Source organism: Marinobacter sp. CH_CUG1437-1, from assembly GCF_037029655.1.
Classification (GTDB): Bacteria; Pseudomonadota; Gammaproteobacteria; order Pseudomonadales; family Oleiphilaceae; genus Marinobacter; species Marinobacter salsuginis.
This window is the reverse complement of the sequence record NZ_JAYMEW010000004.1, coordinates 329,281-346,125: the sequence shown is the minus strand read 5'-3', so window position 1 is coordinate 346,125 and position 16,845 is coordinate 329,281. Positions and strand designations below refer to the sequence as shown.

The following is a 16,845-nucleotide window of genomic DNA, read 5'->3' as shown; positions in this document are numbered from 1 at the left end:
GGGTATGGCTGTTCGCCATTTAAAGTGGTACGCGGGCTGGGTTTAGAACGTCGTGAGACAGTTCGGTCCCTATCTGCCGTGGACGTTGGAGATTTGAGGAAAGCTGCTCCTAGTACGAGAGGACCGGAGTGGACGAACCTCTGGTGTTCGGGTTGTGACGCCAGTCGCATTGCCCGGTAGCTATGTTCGGACAGGATAACCGCTGAAAGCATCTAAGCGGGAAGCCCCTTCCAAGATGAGATCTCCCTGGACCCTCGAGGTCCCTGAAGAGCCGTTCAAGACCAGGACGTTGATAGGTCGGGTGTGTAAGCGCTGCGAGGCGTTGAGCTAACCGATACTAATTGCTCGTGCGGCTTGACTATATAACACCCAAGACAATTGCGGATAACGCAAAAAGAAATCGATCATCACTCAGAGTCACCTCTGACCGTTCCATCTCGTCCCCCAGTGATCAACCGTTTTGCCTGACGACCATAGCGGTCTGGAACCACCTGATCCCATCCCGAACTCAGAAGTGAAACAGACCAGCGCCGATGGTAGTGTGGCGTTGCCCATGTGAGAGTAGGTCATCGTCAGGCTCCTAATACAAAACCCCAGCATCCTCGATGCTGGGGTTTTTTATTGCCTGAAGCTAAAGCAGCCGACTCAAGGCAACCAAATCTCAAACACCCCACCACCCAGGCTCCCACCGTTGTGGAGCTTTATAGACCCACTTCTCTCTCCCTCACTGTGCAGTTTGGCGACGGAGGAGGCGAAAAACAGCCCAAGACTGGTGCTGCCACTTTTGAAATCAAGTGATTTGAAGTTCAGGGTGCCGGTATGTTGCATACTCTCCGGATAGCCTTTCCCGTCGTCTTCAACACCAATCACCAGATATCCATCTCTTTCACCAGCAGTAAGCAGGATTTTGCTTCGCGTGTAGCGAATCGCGTTGTTAATGGTGTTATTTAACACGCCGGTCAGAAGGTCCTCGTCGAAAAAGCCGTTGATGTCTTCAGCCTCTATCGAAACATCAATGCCCAGGCCCTTAAGCAGAGGTGTGTGTCGTGCCAGGTGTTCGGTCAGGAAATCCGGCACAAAGTGTTCCTCAATGTGCGCGGAGAGGTTGTTCTCGCCAAGGCGGTAGATGCCGAGAAGTTGCACCAGATCGTTGTGCATCCTTTCGGCTTCGTACTGAAGAGTATTGAAACGTGCAGATTCCCCCAGGTTTTCCTCGTGTTCGGTGCGAAGTTCGTCCAGGGAGTTCAGGAGCATGCCTAGCGAGTTCTTCATATCGTGAACGGCTGAGGCGAGTACCATTGAAAAATCGATATTCTGGTCGTTCATTCCATCAGTCCCTTCAGCTTGCGTTTTAAGGCGATATATCGCCTATGTTGGCGATGTTGCTCAGGTAGTCCTGATAACCGATCAAGGCAGGACTGACAGCGCTTGAGGAGCTCAGTGCTGGTCGGGTTATTGTCGTGTTCCTTCATCAGTACCTGAACCAGGTTAAGGTTCAGGGCTGCGTGATCAGGCACGATCTCTAGAGCCTTTGAAAACGTTTCTGCTGCTTCTTGCAAGTTTCCGGATTCGAAGGCTTTGATGCCATCCCGGTTCAGGCTTCTGGCCTTGATCTTCTGGCGGAATCCCACGGGTTCATCCAGCAGGCTTTCGATCTTCTGGAGAGTTTCAGGATCGTTGCTGAAGCGTTCGGACATCTCGGCCAGCAACTGTTTCGCATCGGATTCATGCCCCAGGCGAAACAGGGTTTTGGCGTAATCAAGCCCCGTTCTGGCATCCAGAACGGTGGTATCCTGGAGCTCCGGCCTGATACTCTCAAGAATCTTCGCAGCCTGTCGATCCTGTCCCTGCCCTGCGTAAATCCGGCACTGCACGATGCGGCTGCGTAGACCGATACCTTCCTCGCCATCGAATCGCTTTTCCATTTTTTTGAGTACCGCCAGCGCTTCTTTGGCCTTCTCGGCACCAGCCTCGTTGAGGTCGCCTTCACTCAGGTCCGACAGTGTCTGGCCCAGTGCAAGGTAGTGTTCGGAGTTGTCATGTATCGAGTAGGTCCCCAGTTCAACGGTTCGACGCCATGCATCTGAAGCCGTGTCCATGTCCTGGTTTGAACCTGCCAGTTCGGCTAGATGCTTTTGCCGGAGCAGCGCATTGGGGGAATGCTCGGCGGCTTTTTCGAGCACTTGCTGTGCCTGTGTAGGACGCCCCTGTCGTTCCAGCCCCTCTGCGAGCAGGTCATACGCCTCCATGTAGTCCGGATGCTTTGCCAGAAGGTCTCTGAGGCCGTCTACCGCCTCGTCGAGACTTCGTTTGGCAAGCAGAACCTTGCACCGCCCGAGCTTTGCCCAGGAAAGCTCACGTTGTGCCAGGACGTCATCGTAGATCTTGAGTGCGTGAGCCAGGTCGCCCAGCTGGAAATACAGGTCGCCCAGGGTTTTCATAAGCCAGGTCTTGTAACGAGGCTGCCGCGGCAGTGCCTGGAGGCATAGTGAAATAGCCTCCGGGTAGTTCTCCCGATCGATTTCCCGGTTAATGGGCAGGAGGATGTTGCGCTGGCTGATCAGGGCGCCCAGGCGCTTCTCCAGTACGGCTCGATTGATCGGTTTGGTTAGGTAAGCGTCGGGTTGATATTCCCTCGCTCCCATGACCATTTCCTTGGACGTTTCGGCAGTCACCATCAGGAAGAGAGACGAGCGCTTGAGAAGTTTTTTATGCCGAAGCTCCTCCAGTATGTGCTGGCCGTTCTTGCCTTCGCCAAGATTAAAGTCACACAACACGACATCTACGTGATTGTAGGTACAGTACTGAATCGCCTGATTGGCATGGGCTACCAGCTCAATTTTGTCGGCACCGCAGCTGCGCAGCATCTGGCGCATGGACAACCGGAAATTCTCGAAGTCATCAATAACCAGATAGGTGAGCTTGCCGAACGGGTTGAAGTCAGCTTTGGAATCGGTCATGAGCGCTTCTGTTTGAGTAGCTTGTTAACCAGTGCCCTCAGTGCAGCAGGTTTTACCGGTTTGTAAAGAATCTGGTAACCACGGTCTATGGCATCTTCCCGCACTTCAGGCGCCATATAGCCGGTGATGAGTATTCCAGGGATGTCCGCGTTCAACGCACCACGAATGCTGTCCATGGCGTCGAGGCCATTCTTGTTTTCGTCCAGTTGATAATCGGCAAGTATAATATCCGGGCTTTCCCCTTCCAGTTTTGCCATGGCATCTTCCAGACTTTCGGCCGCGGTCACATCACACTTCCAATTGCCCAGTAGCGCCACCATTCCCTGGAGGATGGCCGGGTCGTTATCGATACACAGGAAATGCAGTCCCCCGAGGTTTGAGACTCTCCGGGAGCCTGCAGTGGGCTTGGCAGCGGCGGCTTCGTTTTGCTCGGGCGCGGCTGTTGGTACCGTTATCCCAAAGACGCTACCGCGACCCTGGACAGAATGGACGCTGACCGGGTGGTTCAGCATACCGCTGATACGATCGACGATCGCAAGACCAAGGCCCAGGCCCTTTTTGTCCCGGCCATGCTGAAACCGACGGAACTCCTCGAAGATATGGGTCAGTTGATCCTCGGGTATGCCAGGACCGGTGTCCCAGACCTCTATCCGGATATAGCCTTTCAGGCGACGGCATCCCAGGAGGATCTTGCCTTCTGGTGTGTAGCGTATGGCATTGGAAAGGAAATTCTGGACCACGCGACGCAGGAGTTTGGAATCCGATCGGATCCAGACCGTGCTGGGTACAACGTGCAGCTCCAGGTTCTGGTCCTTGGCGATGGCGGAAAAATCGGTTGCAAGATGGCGCATGATGTCGTTGACGGGGAAAACCCCGATGTTTGGCTCCAGGGCCCCTGCATCCAGCTTGGAAATATCCAGCAGGGTGCTGATGATTTCTTCGGCGGCCCCCAGGGAACTGTCGATGTGGTCTACCAGATCTTTCATCTCACCGTCATCTGCTTTCCCGGCGAGGGCAGAGGTAAACAGTCTGGCTGCGTTCAGGGGCTGGAGCAGGTCGTGGCTGGCCGAAGCCAGGAAGCGTGTCTTGCTCTGGTTCGCCTGCTCGGCCACCGATTTGGCTTTCAGCATCTGCTCATTGATCACCTGGAGCTCCTGAGTACGTTCCTTTACCCGCTGTTCCAGGTAAATGTTCGTTTCCTTCAGGGCCTGCTCGGTTCGACGCATGGCGGTAATGTCCTGGAAGGTGGTGACATAGCCACCCCCGGGGATCGGACTGCCATCAATACGCAAAACGGTTCCATCGGGCCTCTGGCGCTCATAGGACATTGGCCGACCCTCGCGCATGCTGGTGCAGCGGTCAGCCACGATTTCATCAATCCTGCGGGCAGAGAGGTTGGCGTTGGTCAGGTTGTAACGCATCAGATCTTCGACTGGGCGTCCGACCCTGACGAAGCCTTTCGGATAGGTAAACAGCTCCAGGTAACGATGGTTCCAGACCACCAGTTGCTGCTGATGGTTCACCACTGACACGCCCAGGCTAATGTTCTCAATGGCCGACTGCAGCAGCTCGCGGCTGAAAGTCATGGCCTGGGACGCTTCATCGACAATGCTGACAACGTCCTCGATCTGCATGTCCCGGCCGGTGAGGGTAGATTCCAGGACCACTCTGGCCGTAGAGGCGCCAATCACCGAAGCCAACTGGCGCTCGATGTATTTCATCAGATGGGCGGACGCCGGGCGGTGTGGGTGCAGTCGAATGGCATTGCGGCGCTCGTAATTCCGGAAAATGGTTTCTGAGCGCTCTTCACCCATGAACCGGTCCGTAAGGGCCTGCAGGTCGGACGTCAGTATCTCACCCTGCCAGCTCTGGTGTTGGGCCGTTTCGGCCTTGGGCTGTGGATCGTGAAAGAAAGAAGCAATCTGGATTTTTTCGCGGACACGCTGGCGAGTGAGCATTGAGAGGACGATGTACACGACCGTGTTGATCCCCAAACTCCAGATAATGCCGTGGCTTGTCTGGTCCAGCTCGGACCCGAACAGTGCAGTAGGCCGAGTCCAGTTCAACCCCAGGATTCCCTGCTGAACCAGGGTGTCGTTGACCCATCCCGTGGTGGCGAGCGCCGGCAGTAGCAGGGTGTAGCACCACATCAGGAAGCCGAGGCCCAGGCCCCAAACGGCCCCCATATAATTGCCCCGGCGCCAGATAATACCGCCCACCAAGGCAGGCCCGAATTGTGCTGCCGCAGCAAACGAGAGCAGGCCGAAGGCTGTCAGGCTGTAGTCTTCACCAGCCATCCGGTAAAAACCATAGGCTGTGAGCAACACCACGAAAATAGCGACACGTCTGATACTCAACAGCAGGTAACTGAGATCCGTCCGTCGGTTCATGCCTGGCCGGAAAAACTTCAGCAGCGCCGGCATGATGATTTCGTTACTGACCATGGTGGCGATGGCCACGGAGCATACGATAACCATGGCGGCTGCGGCCGAGCCGCCACCGAGGAACGCGAGTATCGCCAGCCATTCCTCGCCGGCCATGATCGGCAGCTGCAGTATCAGAACGTCAGGGTTGCCGGCTGAGGCCTCGGGCGACAACAGTCCGGCGGCTGCAATCGGGAGTACAAATGCGCTGGCCACGATCAGGTAGATGGGCATGGCCCAGCGTGCAATTTCGAAATCCCGATGGTCGGTATTTTCGACCACCATGACATGAAACTGCCGGGGCAGGCAGATGATGGCGAGCATGGCAATGAGCGTCTGGGTTATAAAAGCTGGCGCTTCAATGCCGTCGGTCGTCAGGGTGCCAATCAGATCTGCGTCTTTCGCCCGCTCAAACAGGTCTCCGAATCCGCCGTAGAGGCCATAGCCAACGAACAGTCCGACGGCGACGAAGGCCACGAGTTTGATCAGTGACTCGAAGGCCACGGCCTGGATCATGCCCCGGTGATGCTCGGTGGACTCCAGATGGCGGGTTCCGAACAGGACGGTAAATACTGCCAGGGCAAGAGTGATGTACCAGGCGGAATCGTTCCAGGCCGCAGTGCTCAGTTCCTCATAGCCGGTGCCCGTTTCCGAAAGCACGTTGAAGCCCATGGCAATGGCTTTGAGCTGCAAGGCTATGTAGGGGACGCTGCCGATCAGGGCGAATGTCGCAATCATTGCCGCCAGTAGCTGGGATTTGCCGTAACGGGAGGCGACGAAATCGGCAATGGACGTACTGTTATTGCGCTTGCTGATATAAATGATGCGGCGCAGCAAGGGCGCGCCGAAAACAAACACCAGCAGCGGGCCCAGGTAGATGGGCAGAAAACCGAGCCCCTCCTGGGTGGCGCGGCCAACGGCGCCATAGAAGGTCCAGGAGGTGAAGTAGACTGCCAGAGACAGTGCGTATATGTGGGTGCGTGCCAGGCGTTTGCGATACAGGCCGGGGTGCTTGTCGCCGGCCCAGGCGATCACAAACAGGATCGAGATGTAGGTGATGGAAATGAGGACCAGCAGCCAGGCACTAATCATTGTTGTACGTTCCCGACGGTATCAGCAGGTTGAAGCATCACGCTAACGAGGTATCACTCTGCGCAAACGGTCTTATACAGGGTGTCTACGGGTTCAAGCAGCTTCAGGTTGTCCACTCGAGGGCTTCCGTCAGAACCCAGTGGTACCAGTTCCCGGGTAGCACAGTTAATGATGTGAATGCGGTGGGACACGGCATCCGTCATTTTCTGCTCGAAGCGGTACAGGGTAAAGCGAACAATGTCTTCGCTGTTCGTGTCACGACTGATGCTTTTGGTATCGACTGTCGAGAATGCAGTGACATAGGGAAAAACGAAGGTCCAGGGGCGCCACAGGATGCCATCGGTTTCGGTATTCACAATGACGGCTTCTGCGGGCAGACGGGCCTCTTTCTGATCGAACCAGGTGTATTCCATATAAATGAGATAGCCGAGCATGCCCGCGCCGGCAAACACCGGGATAATCCACTTCGGGGCTTTGTTTCGGGTGGCAGCACGGATACCAAGAGCGATACCGGCAGTGCCGAGGCCGCAAAAAACAGTGGCGACAAATGTCCAGAACATAGAATGACTTCCTCAAAAAAAGAACGGGCTCCCTCATTGAGGAAGCCCGTTCAGTATCAACCTGTCAGTTCATTGAACGAAGCAGGCTGAGATGTTGCTTAGTGGTCTTGAGCCTGACCGGCACCACGCGGGTAACGGACGCTTTCAACCAGTTCCTGAATCTCAACGGGCGGTTCTTCAGTTGCGTTGGATACAACGAAGGCTACCGCAAAGTTGACGATTGCACCAACCGCGCCGATAGACAGCGGGGAGATGCCCAGCACCCAGTTATCCGGAGTGTCTGCCAGGTTGTTGGTGCCCGGAATGAACAACCAGCCCTTGTAAACAAAGATGTATACCAGGGTGAAGGCCAGACCGGTCAGCATGCCGGCGATGGCGCCTTTGTTGTTCACGCGCTTGGAGAAGATACCCATCATCAGCGCCGGGAACAGGGAAGCTGCCGCGATACCGAATGCAAGCGCAACGACCTGTGCCGCAAAGCCTGGAGGGTTGGCCCCAAGGTAGGTGGCAACAACGATTGCGACCGCCATGGATATCCGCGCTGCCAACAGTTCGCCTTTCTCCGAGATCGCCGGGTTGATGGAGCCCTTGATCAGGTCGTGACTGACCGCCGAGGAGATCGCGAGCAACAGACCGGCCGCTGTGGACAGTGCTGCTGCCAGACCACCTGCTGCGATCAGACCGATGACCCAGCCGGGCAGGTTGGCGATTTCCGGGTTGGCCAGTACCAGGATATCCCGGTTAACGACGAGCTCGTTGCCGTTCCAGCCGCGGGCTTCAGCCGTAGGCGCGAAGGCTTCGCTGTCGTTGTAAAGCTGGATACGACCATCTTGGTTCTTGTCGGTGAACTGGATAAGACCCGTGATTTCCCATTCCTTGATCCAGTTTGGACGCTCGTCGTACTGGATTGGCTCCGCAGCGGTCCCGTCCGGATAGATGGTGGTCATCAGGTTCAGACGAGCCATGGAAGCAACAGCCGGTGCAGTCAGGTACAGCAGGGCGATGAATACCAGGGCCCAGCCGGCAGACCAGCGCGCGTCAGCCACCTTCGGTACGGTGAAGAAGCGGATGATAACGTGGGGCAGACCTGCAGTACCGATCATCAGCGACAGGGTGAACAGAACCATGTTCAGCTTGTTGTCGATATCGGCGGTGTACTCGTTGAAGCCGAGGTCAGTGATAACCTGGTTCAGCTTGTCGAGGATCGGCATGCCGGAATCCACGTGAGTCGAGAACAGACCCAGCGGGGGAAGCGGATTGCCAGTCAGTTGCAGGGAGATGAACACCGCAGGAATAGTGTAGGCAATGATCAGTACGCAGTACTGGGCCACCTGGGTGTAGGTGATGCCCTTCATGCCGCCCATTACCGCGTAGACGAATACCACCACTGCCGCGATCATCAGACCTACGGTGGAGTCCACTTCGAGGAAGCGGGAGAAGGCAACACCGGCACCAGCCATCTGGCCGATAACGTAGGTTACAGACGCTACGATCAGACAGATAACCGCCACCAGGCGGGCGTTCTTGCTGTAGAAGCGGTCACCGATGAACTCGGGCACCGTGAACTTGCCGAACTTCCGCAGGTACGGAGCCAGCAGCATCGCCAGCAGAACGTAACCGCCAGTCCAGCCCATGAGGAAGGTGGAGTTGGCGTAGCCACCGGCAGCGATCAGACCTGCCATGGAGATAAACGATGCCGCGGACATCCAGTCGGCGCCGATTGCTGCGCCGTTGGTGATCGGGTGAACGCCGCCACCGGCAACGTAGAAGTCACTCGTGCTCCCGGCCTTGGCCCAGATAGCAATTGCGATGTAGAGGAGGAAGGAGCCCCCTACAAACATGATGTTAATGGCAAATTGACTCATTCGTTCTTACTCCTCGTGCACGCCGAATTTTTCATCGATCTTGTTCATGCGCCACGCGTAGTGGAAGATCAGAGCGATGAACGTGAGGATGGAACCTTGCTGGGCGAACCAGAAGCCCAGATCGGTACCACCAATCGGAATGCCCGCGAGCATTGGACGGAGCAGAATTGCAAAGCCGTAAGATACCAGGGCCCAGACGATCAGGCTCCCGAATATCAGGCGTAGATTCGCCTTCCAGTAGGCTTCAGCGTCGTAGCTATGACCTGACATAGGATCACTCCTGTGTTGTTGTTGTGGAGGTTGGGTGGGTTTTTGGTGAGGCACTTCGGTTAGAGAATTTATTATTCATATAAGTACTTCTCCGACTAGTTGTCCCTACTGACTTTACTGGTCAAGCGATTTATAGATATTGGCAAAAGGTCTAATTCTCAGTAATTTGGCGTGACGTCCGTCTATTTTCGAGACGTCTGGGCCAGCATCCATTCAGTAACGATGCATGTTTTGCAGACGCCGATGGTAATGAAGCTTGTCGTGCAATCCCTTCAGGGTTTTTACGCCCTCGGTGCGGGCCTTATTCAGGGCTATCAGGGTAAGCTCGGCGGTGGCAAGAGCGTCCGAGGCAGCGTGGTGTCGTTCGCTGACTTCAAGGCCGAAATAATCCGCCCAATTGTCGAGCCCCTTGCCACCGGTTTTCGTGTTGGGGAAAAACGCAGGCATCAAGTCTGCGACATCCATCCAGGTGTGGGGCTGGGAGTATCCCAGCTGAGCCTTCAATGTCTTCTCCAGAAATTTCTGGTCGAACGCCGAGTGGTAGGCCAGAATCGGGTCGCCATTCATCCACTCGAGGAGGTAAAGCAGGGCGTCCTCGATTTCGTGCCCCTGGGTCAGAGCTTCCGGCCCGATTCCGTGAATAAGCACCGTTTCCCTGATGTCGAGCTCTGGCCGCCTCAGAATCAGGTCGAACTGGTCGCCGAGGTGGATGATGCCGCCCCTGATAGCAACTGCTCCGATAGCAATGACTTCATCCTTGGCGGCATTCAGCCCCGTGGTTTCCAGATCGAGCACAATCAGACGGCAATCCGTGAGGAGCTGTTCTCCCGGTGTTTTCGCGTGGGGCAGATTGCCAGGGTCGTGGCTTCCGATCTTCCCGCCCCGCCGATGCTCAATCCATTGTTTTATTTGTTCCAGCATGTCTCGCGCCTGAAGGTCAGAGTTGGTAAGTCACTTCGAGCTTCTGCTGCAACCGCTGAGCCTGCCTGAAGGATTCCCGCAGGATCCGGCGGTCGAGCGGGTTCAGATCGTCGGGATCAATATAGTTGGTCAGCTCCTGGTCCTTTGCCAGCATTTCCTGGTGCGCCCGCATCCGGATCGCCTGGATCAGGCTATAGGCTTCTTTCCAGGCGTTGGCATCTTTCGGGTCGAAGATGCCTTTTTTGGCCAGTTCATCCATTCGTTCCAGGGTGTTTGCCGTCTCAACGCCATTCGCCAGGGCAAAGACCCGAACAGCTTCAACAAACGGCGCCAGGCCCTGGCGTTTAAGGTCCAGTGAATGCTTGTTGCCTTCATCCGACAGGTAGCGGAAGTTGCGGAACATGGTCAGCGGTGGCTTGCGCTGGAAGGCATTGCCGGCAAGCATTTTCTGGAACAGCGCGTTTTTCCGGATCCGTGCAAGAACCTTCTCCAGAAGGGCATCCAGAGGCTCTGTCGGCCCGTAGATGGCCCTCATATCCAGGAAAATCGAGGAATAAACCAGGTTCTGGGGCGTGGATGCGTCAATAAAGCGGATAAACCAGTCGTCCCATTCCCTGTCGCTGAGGCACAGTTTCGGATTGCTGGCCATGATGTTGCCTTTGCACAAGGTGAAGCCGCACTCGGCCAGTTCGTCGTTAACCCTCCGGGCAAACGGCAGCAGCTTCTCCCGGACCTGTTCTTCGGTCATGCCTTCGGGCGTCTGGAACAGGATGCCATTGTCCTGGTCCGTCAACAGAGTCTGCTCCTGTCGACCCTCGCTGCCGAATGTCAGCCAGGTAAAGGGAATGCCGGGGTCGTGTTTCTTGATGTTCAGTTCCAGGACCCGACGGACAGTAACATCGTTGAGTGTCGTGATGATCTTGACCACTTGCCCGGAGTCAGCGCCGTGGGCAAGCATGGCATCCACCAGGCGGGAGACGTCCGCTCGCAGGCTCACCAGGGTACGAAGGTGGGTGGCGGTGCCGATGGTGCGAGCAAGGTTAACCAGATCCACCCGCTGCAGGGAGAACAGGTCCCGTTCCGAAACTACGCCAATCAGCTTGTGGTCGTCGTCGATGACGCACAAATGGGCAAAATGGTGCTCCGCCATCAGCATGGCGGCTTCGAATGCATCCGCATGGGAGGGCAGGCAGCAGGGATCCTTGGTCATGACCTGTCGGATGGGTGTGTCCAGCGGGCCGGTGCCCTCGGCGATCATGGTCCGAAGGTCCCGCAGTGTGAAAATGCCGGTCGGGATGCGGTTTTCATCGGTAATGATAATGCTGCCGACATTGTTCTCGTGCATACGCGCCACGGCCTTGCGCACTGGAAGGTCCGGCGAGCACACAATGGGATTTCGCAATGCATAACGTTCCAGCGGGGTGTCCAGGGAGGTACTGGAACCCATCGAAGCCATGGCGCTCGACTGGATGCGCCGGTTCACCTGATCAAGCAGGCTACTGACGCCTCGCAGGCAGAAATCCCTAAAGGGTTCACTTTCAGAAAACAGGGTAACGAAGGCCGCCTGCCCGATACTGAGGCAGAAGGTATCGCCCGATGCCCGGTGCAGGGTTCTGGTTGGCCGCTCGCCGATCATGGCGGCCAGAGGAAAACACTCACCCTGGCTGATTTCGAAGGTCGTTTCGGTGCGGTCTTCCTTATCGTTGTGGCGCTCGCCACGAATCCGCCCTTGTTTGACTACGTAGAATCGTTTTACGACGTCGTGGTCCGGAGAGAGGACAACGTCGCCATCGGCGTAAAACTGAATGGAGGCATTCTCGGCGAAATGCGCCAGATGCGCATCATCCATGCTGGAAAAGGGCGCATGTTCCCGCAGAAACGTCATTATTGCTCGGATGTTCTGGGGGCGATCATTTTCCGGGTTCGCTGAGGCCATGTCCGTCGTCACTCGCTGGTTATTATTGTCCGTCTGAAGTGTAGTGTAGCCAAAGCGTTCGTCGCCTTACGATTTTGGTCGCAGGAAGCCTGACATAGATCAGTTTTCTTTAAGGCCACTGACCCGGGTGGTAAAGTCAGTATCTGAAACTGGTTATTAACTGTAATGCCATGACAACCAAAGAAGAGCGCCTCAGCTTCCTCGAGGAAATGAAAGACGTCCGGCGTATCCCTAAGCCCAACCGGGCAGAGGTAACAACGCCCCGTGAACTGACGCCCGGCCATCTGGAGCGCCAGAGGGCGGCCGTGGAGAAACCGTTGCGGGATACCAACCCGTTGACATCCGACATGGTGGAACCGCTCACGGCTCACGATGTATTGAGCTGGCAGCGGCCGGGCGTTCAGCACGGCGTGTTCCGCAAGCTCAGGCTCGGGCAGTATCCGATCGAGGCGCGCCTCGATCTGCACCGGATGACCGTTGAGCAGTCCCGGCGTGAAGTTTTCAGGTTTATTGGCGATTGTGTCCGCTACGGATTGCGTTCGGTCATCATTCTGCATGGCAAGGGCGAGCGCAATCCCGATGGAATTGCCCAACTCAAGAGCTACCTCGCCAAGTGGCTACCGGAGCTGGACGATGTCCTGGCGTTTCATTCGGCCCAAAAACACCATGGTGGTACCGGTGCGGTTTATGTCATGGTGCGAAAAAGTGACCGGGACAAGCAGCATAATCGTGAAATCCACGGAAGCCGTTAGCGGCTCCGATCCCAGACACCCTTAAATCAGAGCCGCCATGGCGGCTGAGCGGAGGTTATCGTCGTGAAAAAAGTTGCAGTAGCTGTATTGGCCGTGCTGGCGCTGGCGGGTTGCAAGGATCGAGTGATCTGGAACGACAACGGTAAAGTTGAAGAAGCCACTACGGATCGCGAAGTCTGGAACTCCAACGGCAAGATGGAATCTGGTGAACGCAAGATCTGGGTTAACAAGGATGGCGAGGAAATCGTCAAATAAACCCTGAGCATCTGCCGCAGGCCGGGGCACAACAATAAAACCGGGCAACAAGACCGGAAATACAAAGGAGAGAGTTGGGATGGCCGTGAGCCTGACAGTTAACGGCGACGAGCGGTCGCTGAACATTGAGGGCGATACGCCGCTTTTGTGGGTATTGCGTGATGAGCTGGGGCTCAAGGGCACTAAATTCGGTTGCGGTGCCGGCCTTTGCGGCGCGTGCACGGTGCACCTGAACGGGCAGCCTGTACGCTCCTGTTCCACGCCCGTTGAAATGGCTGCCGGCGGCGAGGTCGTCACGATCGAAGGGCTGACTGATGGCGATCGGCTTCATGCCCTTCAGGAGGCCTGGATAGAACACGGTGTTCCCCAGTGCGGTTACTGCCAGTCCGGCCAGATTATGAGTGCAGCTCACTTGCTGGCGAACAACTCCACCCCCTCACGGGACGAAATCGTCGCCGCCATGACGGGCAACCTTTGCCGATGCGGGACCTACTCGCGGATTATTGCGGCCGTAGAATCCGTCGCCGGCTCTGAGTCTTCAGGCGGCTCTCAGAAAGGGGGCGTGTAACATGGCGATGAACCGACGGAATTTCCTCAAGGTCAGTGCCGGTGCCTCCGGCAGTCTGGTGGTTTCACTGACGTTGCCGGGCTGTGCCGGAATCCAGACCGGCTACGAGCCGGATACCGGTGAATGGCGGCCCGATGCCTGGCTCGAACTGACCACTGATGACGAAGTTTTCTTCACCCTGGCCCGGGTAGAAATGGGTCAGGGGACCTACACCGGGTTGACGACGCTTATTGCCGAGGAGCTGGAAATCCAGCCAGAGCAGATTAAACCCCGCTTCGCCCCGGTGGCACCCGAGTATCGAAATCCTTTGTACAAACTTCAGCTCACCGGCGGTAGCACCAGTGTTGCAACCAGTTGGGAGCCCTTGCGAATGGCGGGGGCTGAAGCCCGGCAGATGCTGGTTATGGCCGCGGCTCGGGTCTGGAACGTTGAAGCTAGCGATTGCCGGGCCAGTGAAGGGCGGGTGGTGCACCCGAACGGTATCGATTCCTTGGCCTATGGCAGGTTGGTCGAGCTGGCTGCCAAAGAAGTGGTTCGGGGTGACATTGCCCTGAAACCACGAAGCGAATGGAAGTACATCGGCAGGGAAAGGGGCAAGCTGGATGCCCGGGCCAAGTCGACGGGAACCGCGGTGTATGGGATTGATGTGGAACTTCCGGACATGGTTTATGGGGTGGTGACCAGGTCGCCCAGGCGCGGAGGCAGGCTAGTGGGCTTTAACGGCGATCAGGTCCGGGCAATGGCGGGAGTGCTCGACGTTTTCGAGATCGAGCGCGGCGTTGCCGTCGTTGCCGACAAGTACTGGCGGGCCCGGAAAGCCCAGGACGCGCTCCGGATAGACTGGGATTTCTCGGATGCCGTGTCTTTGTCCACGAAGGATGTGTTTGATTCCTATCGCTCTGCCGCTGATGAGGACCCCGGGGAGTCCGAGCGCAGTGAAGGCAGTTTTGCCAGCGCTGTGGAGGAGGGTGACCGAGTAGTGGAAGCCGAGTACGCCCAGCCCTACCTCGCCCATGCTACTTTAGAGCCCATGAACGCCACGGCCTGGTATCGCGAAAACCGGATGGACGTGTGGGCGCCCACCCAGGCGCCGGACCTTGGACGGATCGCGGCGGCCAGGGTAACCGATCTCGGGCCCGACGATGTCACCATCAATACCACCTTTCTCGGCGGCGGCTTTGGCCGTCGGCTGACCCAGGACTACATAGAGGAAGCGGCGGCCGTGGCCTATCGCATCGGGCGGCCGGTTAAAGTTATCTGGTCCCGGGAAGAAGACACCCGCCATGACCTCTATCGTCCGGCGATGCTCCACCGCATGAAAGCCAGTCTGTCTGGTGGCGAGCTGACGGGCTGGCATCACCAGATCGTTGGACCGCAGATCCTTGACTGGTATGTTCGCAACGCGGCGCCTGCCCAGTATCCCTGGGCGCCGAAGTTCATGTACGACACTCTTGGCTCCGTCGGCCTGATGGCCGAGGGCATTGCCACTCCCAAAGATATCTCCGCGATCGAGGGGGCTATTGAGTACCCCTACCGGGTGGCCAATATTGATATTCGCCATACCCACACCGACCCCGGCATTCCCATTAGCTGGTGGCGGTCCGTGGGCTATTCCCACAACGGCTTTGCGGTTGAGACCTTCATGGACGAACTGGCCCACGAGGCCGGAGAAAATCCATACCAGTTTCGTCGTCGGCTGATTTCCCATGAGCCACGGCACCTGGAGGTGCTTGATCGGGTTGCCCGCCTTGCCAATTGGCAGTCCACTGTGCCAGAAGGCCGGGCCCGGGGCCTTGCATTGTTCCGTAGTTTTGGCACCTATGTGGCGCAGGTGGTGGAGGCCGGAATCGAGAATGGCATTGTTCGGGTCTACAAGGTCACCTGTTCGGTGGACTGCGGCCAGGTCGTGAATCCACGTATCGTGGAGGACCAGATCGAGGGTGGCATTCTGTTCGGCCTGACGGCAGCGCTCTACGGGGAAATTACCCTGCAGAACGGTGAGGTCCAGCAGAGCAACTTCCACGATTATCCGTTGATGAGACAGTACGAGCGGCCCGAGGTGGTGGTGGATATTGTTGATAGCGACGAGGCGCCGACCGGTGTTGGTGAGCCGGGCGTGCCGCCAGTCATTCCGGCCCTGGGTAATGCGCTGTTCGCACTGAATGGTAAACGCCAGCGAAGCCTGCCGTTGAAAGCCGATGTCTGAGTCAAGCGTCGCTCATTCGGTCGCCACGGGGCGTCAGATGGTTATTGCCAGGATGTCTGAGTGGCTGCAGGCGGGGCAGAGGGTGTGGTTGTGCACCATCGTCGAGACCTGGGGATCCTCACCGCGTCCGGTTGGTTCCTGGCTGGCGATTGCGGAATCCGGCCACTGGAGCGGCTCGGTTTCCGGGGGTTGTCTGGAGGAGGATCTGTTGCGGCGCACGGCCGAAGACGGGCCAGATCATCCCGTCTTTGTTGATTACGGCATTACGGATGATGACCGGGATCATTTCCAACTGCCTTGCGGCGGCAGGATCCGGCTTCTTGTGGAGCCCCTTCAGGGGCAGTCAGGCCTTGATCATGTTAACGCGCTTGCGGGCGCCTTGCGCGATCGTGAACCGGTGGTCCGCCGCGTCCCCCTGAATGGTATTGTGGCTCTGGAGCGCGCTGTGGCCAGGGCTGGTAAGTCTGTTAGCTTTGACGGCGAGCAGCTTGTCCACGTTCTGCAGCCTGAGTGCCGGCTGTTGTTGATTGGCGCTGGCGAGGTTGCCCGTTACGTTGCGGAATTTGCGACGGCGGCGGAATTTGCTGTAACCCTTTGCGAGCCCAGGGAAACGTTTGCCTCAGGCTGGAGCTACGATCAGATTCCTCTGGATCGCCGCCTGCCCGATGATCTGATTTCCAGAGAGTTTGGCGACGCTTGGTCAGGCATCCTGGCACTGGCTCATGATCCTCGCATAGACGATATGGGCTTGCTGGCGGCCCTTCATTCCAATGCTTTTTACATTGGCGCCATGGGGTCCCGGAAAACCTCGGAAGCAAGGCGGGAACGACTGGCCTCTCTGGGGCTCGATGAAGCTGCACTGGGAAGACTGCGAGCGCCCATCGGCGTCGATATTCCCAGCAAGACTCCGGCAGAAATTGCCATCTCCATTGTCGCCGATCTGATCTCTGCAAGGCATCATTTGCGGGGCGCCGCTTCGTCCCTATAATGGCGGCCATGGGAGTGTTGTAAGCACTCTGAATCCCGGGAGAGAGCTC

At 57.1% G+C, this 16,845-nt stretch carries 13 protein-coding genes and 2 rRNA genes; 7 read left to right on the top strand and 8 right to left on the bottom strand.

The window, feature by feature from the left end:
• A 23S ribosomal RNA gene (locus tag WA411_RS13600) occupies positions 1-362 on the top strand; the annotation flags it as partial.
• Between the two features lie 101 nt (positions 363-463).
• A 5S ribosomal RNA gene (gene rrf, locus WA411_RS13595) occupies positions 464-578 on the top strand.
• Positions 579-645: 67 nt separating this feature from the next.
• Here rrf and WA411_RS13590 read toward each other — a convergent pair.
• The 8 genes from WA411_RS13590 to WA411_RS13555 all read right to left on the bottom strand — a co-directional run bounded on the left by WA411_RS13590 (position 646) and on the right by WA411_RS13555 (position 12,027).
• Entirely contained in the window at positions 646-1,326 is a 681-nt protein-coding gene (locus WA411_RS13590) for a sensor histidine kinase (protein ID WP_209398178.1), read from the bottom strand.
• On the bottom strand, positions 1,323-2,960 hold the full coding sequence (locus WA411_RS13585; RefSeq protein ID WP_291907923.1) for a tetratricopeptide repeat-containing response regulator: 1,638 nt from the start codon (positions 2,958-2,960) through the stop codon (positions 1,323-1,325). Before WA411_RS13585 ends, WA411_RS13590 begins: the two co-directional genes overlap by 4 nt.
• Complete coding sequence (locus WA411_RS13580; protein WP_291907921.1) at positions 2,957-6,475, bottom strand: hybrid sensor histidine kinase/response regulator; 3,519 nt, start codon at positions 6,473-6,475, stop codon at positions 2,957-2,959. The genes WA411_RS13585 and WA411_RS13580 overlap by 4 nt, the downstream gene beginning before the upstream one ends.
• A 53-nt stretch (positions 6,476-6,528) precedes the next feature.
• Entirely contained in the window at positions 6,529-7,035 is a 507-nt protein-coding gene (locus WA411_RS13575; protein ID WP_291907919.1) for a hypothetical protein, read from the bottom strand.
• Between the two features lie 98 nt (positions 7,036-7,133).
• Positions 7,134-8,900 (bottom strand): sodium:solute symporter family protein, encoded by a 1,767-nt coding sequence (locus WA411_RS13570; protein ID WP_291907917.1) that lies wholly within the window; start codon positions 8,898-8,900, stop codon positions 7,134-7,136.
• A 6-nt stretch (positions 8,901-8,906) separates the two neighbouring features.
• Positions 8,907-9,170 (bottom strand): DUF4212 domain-containing protein, encoded by a 264-nt coding sequence (locus tag WA411_RS13565; RefSeq protein ID WP_069184506.1) that lies wholly within the window; start codon positions 9,168-9,170, stop codon positions 8,907-8,909.
• 213 nt (positions 9,171-9,383) lie between these two features.
• Complete coding sequence (locus WA411_RS13560) at positions 9,384-10,091, bottom strand: 3'-5' exonuclease (protein ID WP_291907914.1); 708 nt, start codon at positions 10,089-10,091, stop codon at positions 9,384-9,386.
• Positions 10,092-10,107: 16 nt separating this feature from the next.
• Positions 10,108-12,027: a putative nucleotidyltransferase substrate binding domain-containing protein gene (locus tag WA411_RS13555; protein WP_291907912.1), complete on the bottom strand. Its 1,920-nt coding sequence runs from the start codon at positions 12,025-12,027 to the stop codon at positions 10,108-10,110.
• Positions 12,028-12,197: 170 nt separating this feature from the next.
• On the opposite strand from WA411_RS13555, the gene smrA reads away from it, so the two are divergent.
• The 5 genes from smrA (at position 12,198) to WA411_RS13530 (ending at position 16,796) form a co-directional block, all read left to right on the top strand.
• Positions 12,198-12,779, top strand: a complete 582-nt coding sequence (gene smrA, locus WA411_RS13550) for a DNA endonuclease SmrA (protein WP_069184675.1) — start codon at positions 12,198-12,200, stop codon at positions 12,777-12,779.
• 63 nt (positions 12,780-12,842) lie between these two features.
• Positions 12,843-13,034, top strand: a complete 192-nt coding sequence (locus WA411_RS13545) for a hypothetical protein (protein WP_136629583.1) — start codon at positions 12,843-12,845, stop codon at positions 13,032-13,034.
• Positions 13,035-13,113: 79 nt separating this feature from the next.
• Positions 13,114-13,602: a (2Fe-2S)-binding protein gene (locus tag WA411_RS13540; protein WP_069184510.1), complete on the top strand. Its 489-nt coding sequence runs from the start codon at positions 13,114-13,116 to the stop codon at positions 13,600-13,602.
• Position 13,603: 1 nt separating this feature from the next.
• Positions 13,604-15,808 carry a xanthine dehydrogenase family protein molybdopterin-binding subunit gene (locus WA411_RS13535; RefSeq protein ID WP_291907909.1) on the top strand — a complete coding sequence of 735 codons (2,205 nt, stop codon included), beginning with the start codon at positions 13,604-13,606 and terminating at the stop codon, positions 15,806-15,808.
• A complete protein-coding gene (locus WA411_RS13530) occupies positions 15,801-16,796 on the top strand; it encodes an XdhC family protein (RefSeq protein ID WP_228744280.1) in 996 nt (331 codons plus the stop codon). Before WA411_RS13535 ends, WA411_RS13530 begins: the two co-directional genes overlap by 8 nt.
• Positions 16,797-16,845 lie beyond the last annotated feature (49 nt).

What these genes read in the sequence shown, in the direction of transcription:
- WA411_RS13590 (WP_209398178.1), bottom strand. Translation starts at nt 1,326, where the DNA reads ATGAACGACCAGAATATCGATTTTTCAATGGTACTCGCCTCAGCCGTT.
- WA411_RS13585 (WP_291907923.1), bottom strand. Translation starts at nt 2,960, where the DNA reads ATGACCGATTCCAAAGCTGACTTCAACCCGTTCGGCAAGCTCACCTAT.
- WA411_RS13580 (WP_291907921.1), bottom strand. Translation starts at nt 6,475, where the DNA reads ATGATTAGTGCCTGGCTGCTGGTCCTCATTTCCATCACCTACATCTCG.
- WA411_RS13575 (WP_291907919.1), bottom strand. Translation starts at nt 7,035, where the DNA reads ATGTTCTGGACATTTGTCGCCACTGTTTTTTGCGGCCTCGGCACTGCC.
- WA411_RS13570 (WP_291907917.1), bottom strand. Translation starts at nt 8,900, where the DNA reads ATGAGTCAATTTGCCATTAACATCATGTTTGTAGGGGGCTCCTTCCTC.
- WA411_RS13565 (WP_069184506.1), bottom strand. Translation starts at nt 9,170, where the DNA reads ATGTCAGGTCATAGCTACGACGCTGAAGCCTACTGGAAGGCGAATCTA.
- WA411_RS13560 (WP_291907914.1), bottom strand. Translation starts at nt 10,091, where the DNA reads ATGCTGGAACAAATAAAACAATGGATTGAGCATCGGCGGGGCGGGAAG.
- WA411_RS13555 (WP_291907912.1), bottom strand. Translation starts at nt 12,027, where the DNA reads ATGGCCTCAGCGAACCCGGAAAATGATCGCCCCCAGAACATCCGAGCA.
- smrA (WP_069184675.1), top strand. Translation starts at nt 12,198, where the DNA reads ATGACAACCAAAGAAGAGCGCCTCAGCTTCCTCGAGGAAATGAAAGAC.
- WA411_RS13540 (WP_069184510.1), top strand. Translation starts at nt 13,114, where the DNA reads ATGGCCGTGAGCCTGACAGTTAACGGCGACGAGCGGTCGCTGAACATT.
- WA411_RS13535 (WP_291907909.1), top strand. Translation starts at nt 13,604, where the DNA reads ATGGCGATGAACCGACGGAATTTCCTCAAGGTCAGTGCCGGTGCCTCC.
- WA411_RS13530 (WP_228744280.1), top strand. Translation starts at nt 15,801, where the DNA reads ATGTCTGAGTCAAGCGTCGCTCATTCGGTCGCCACGGGGCGTCAGATG.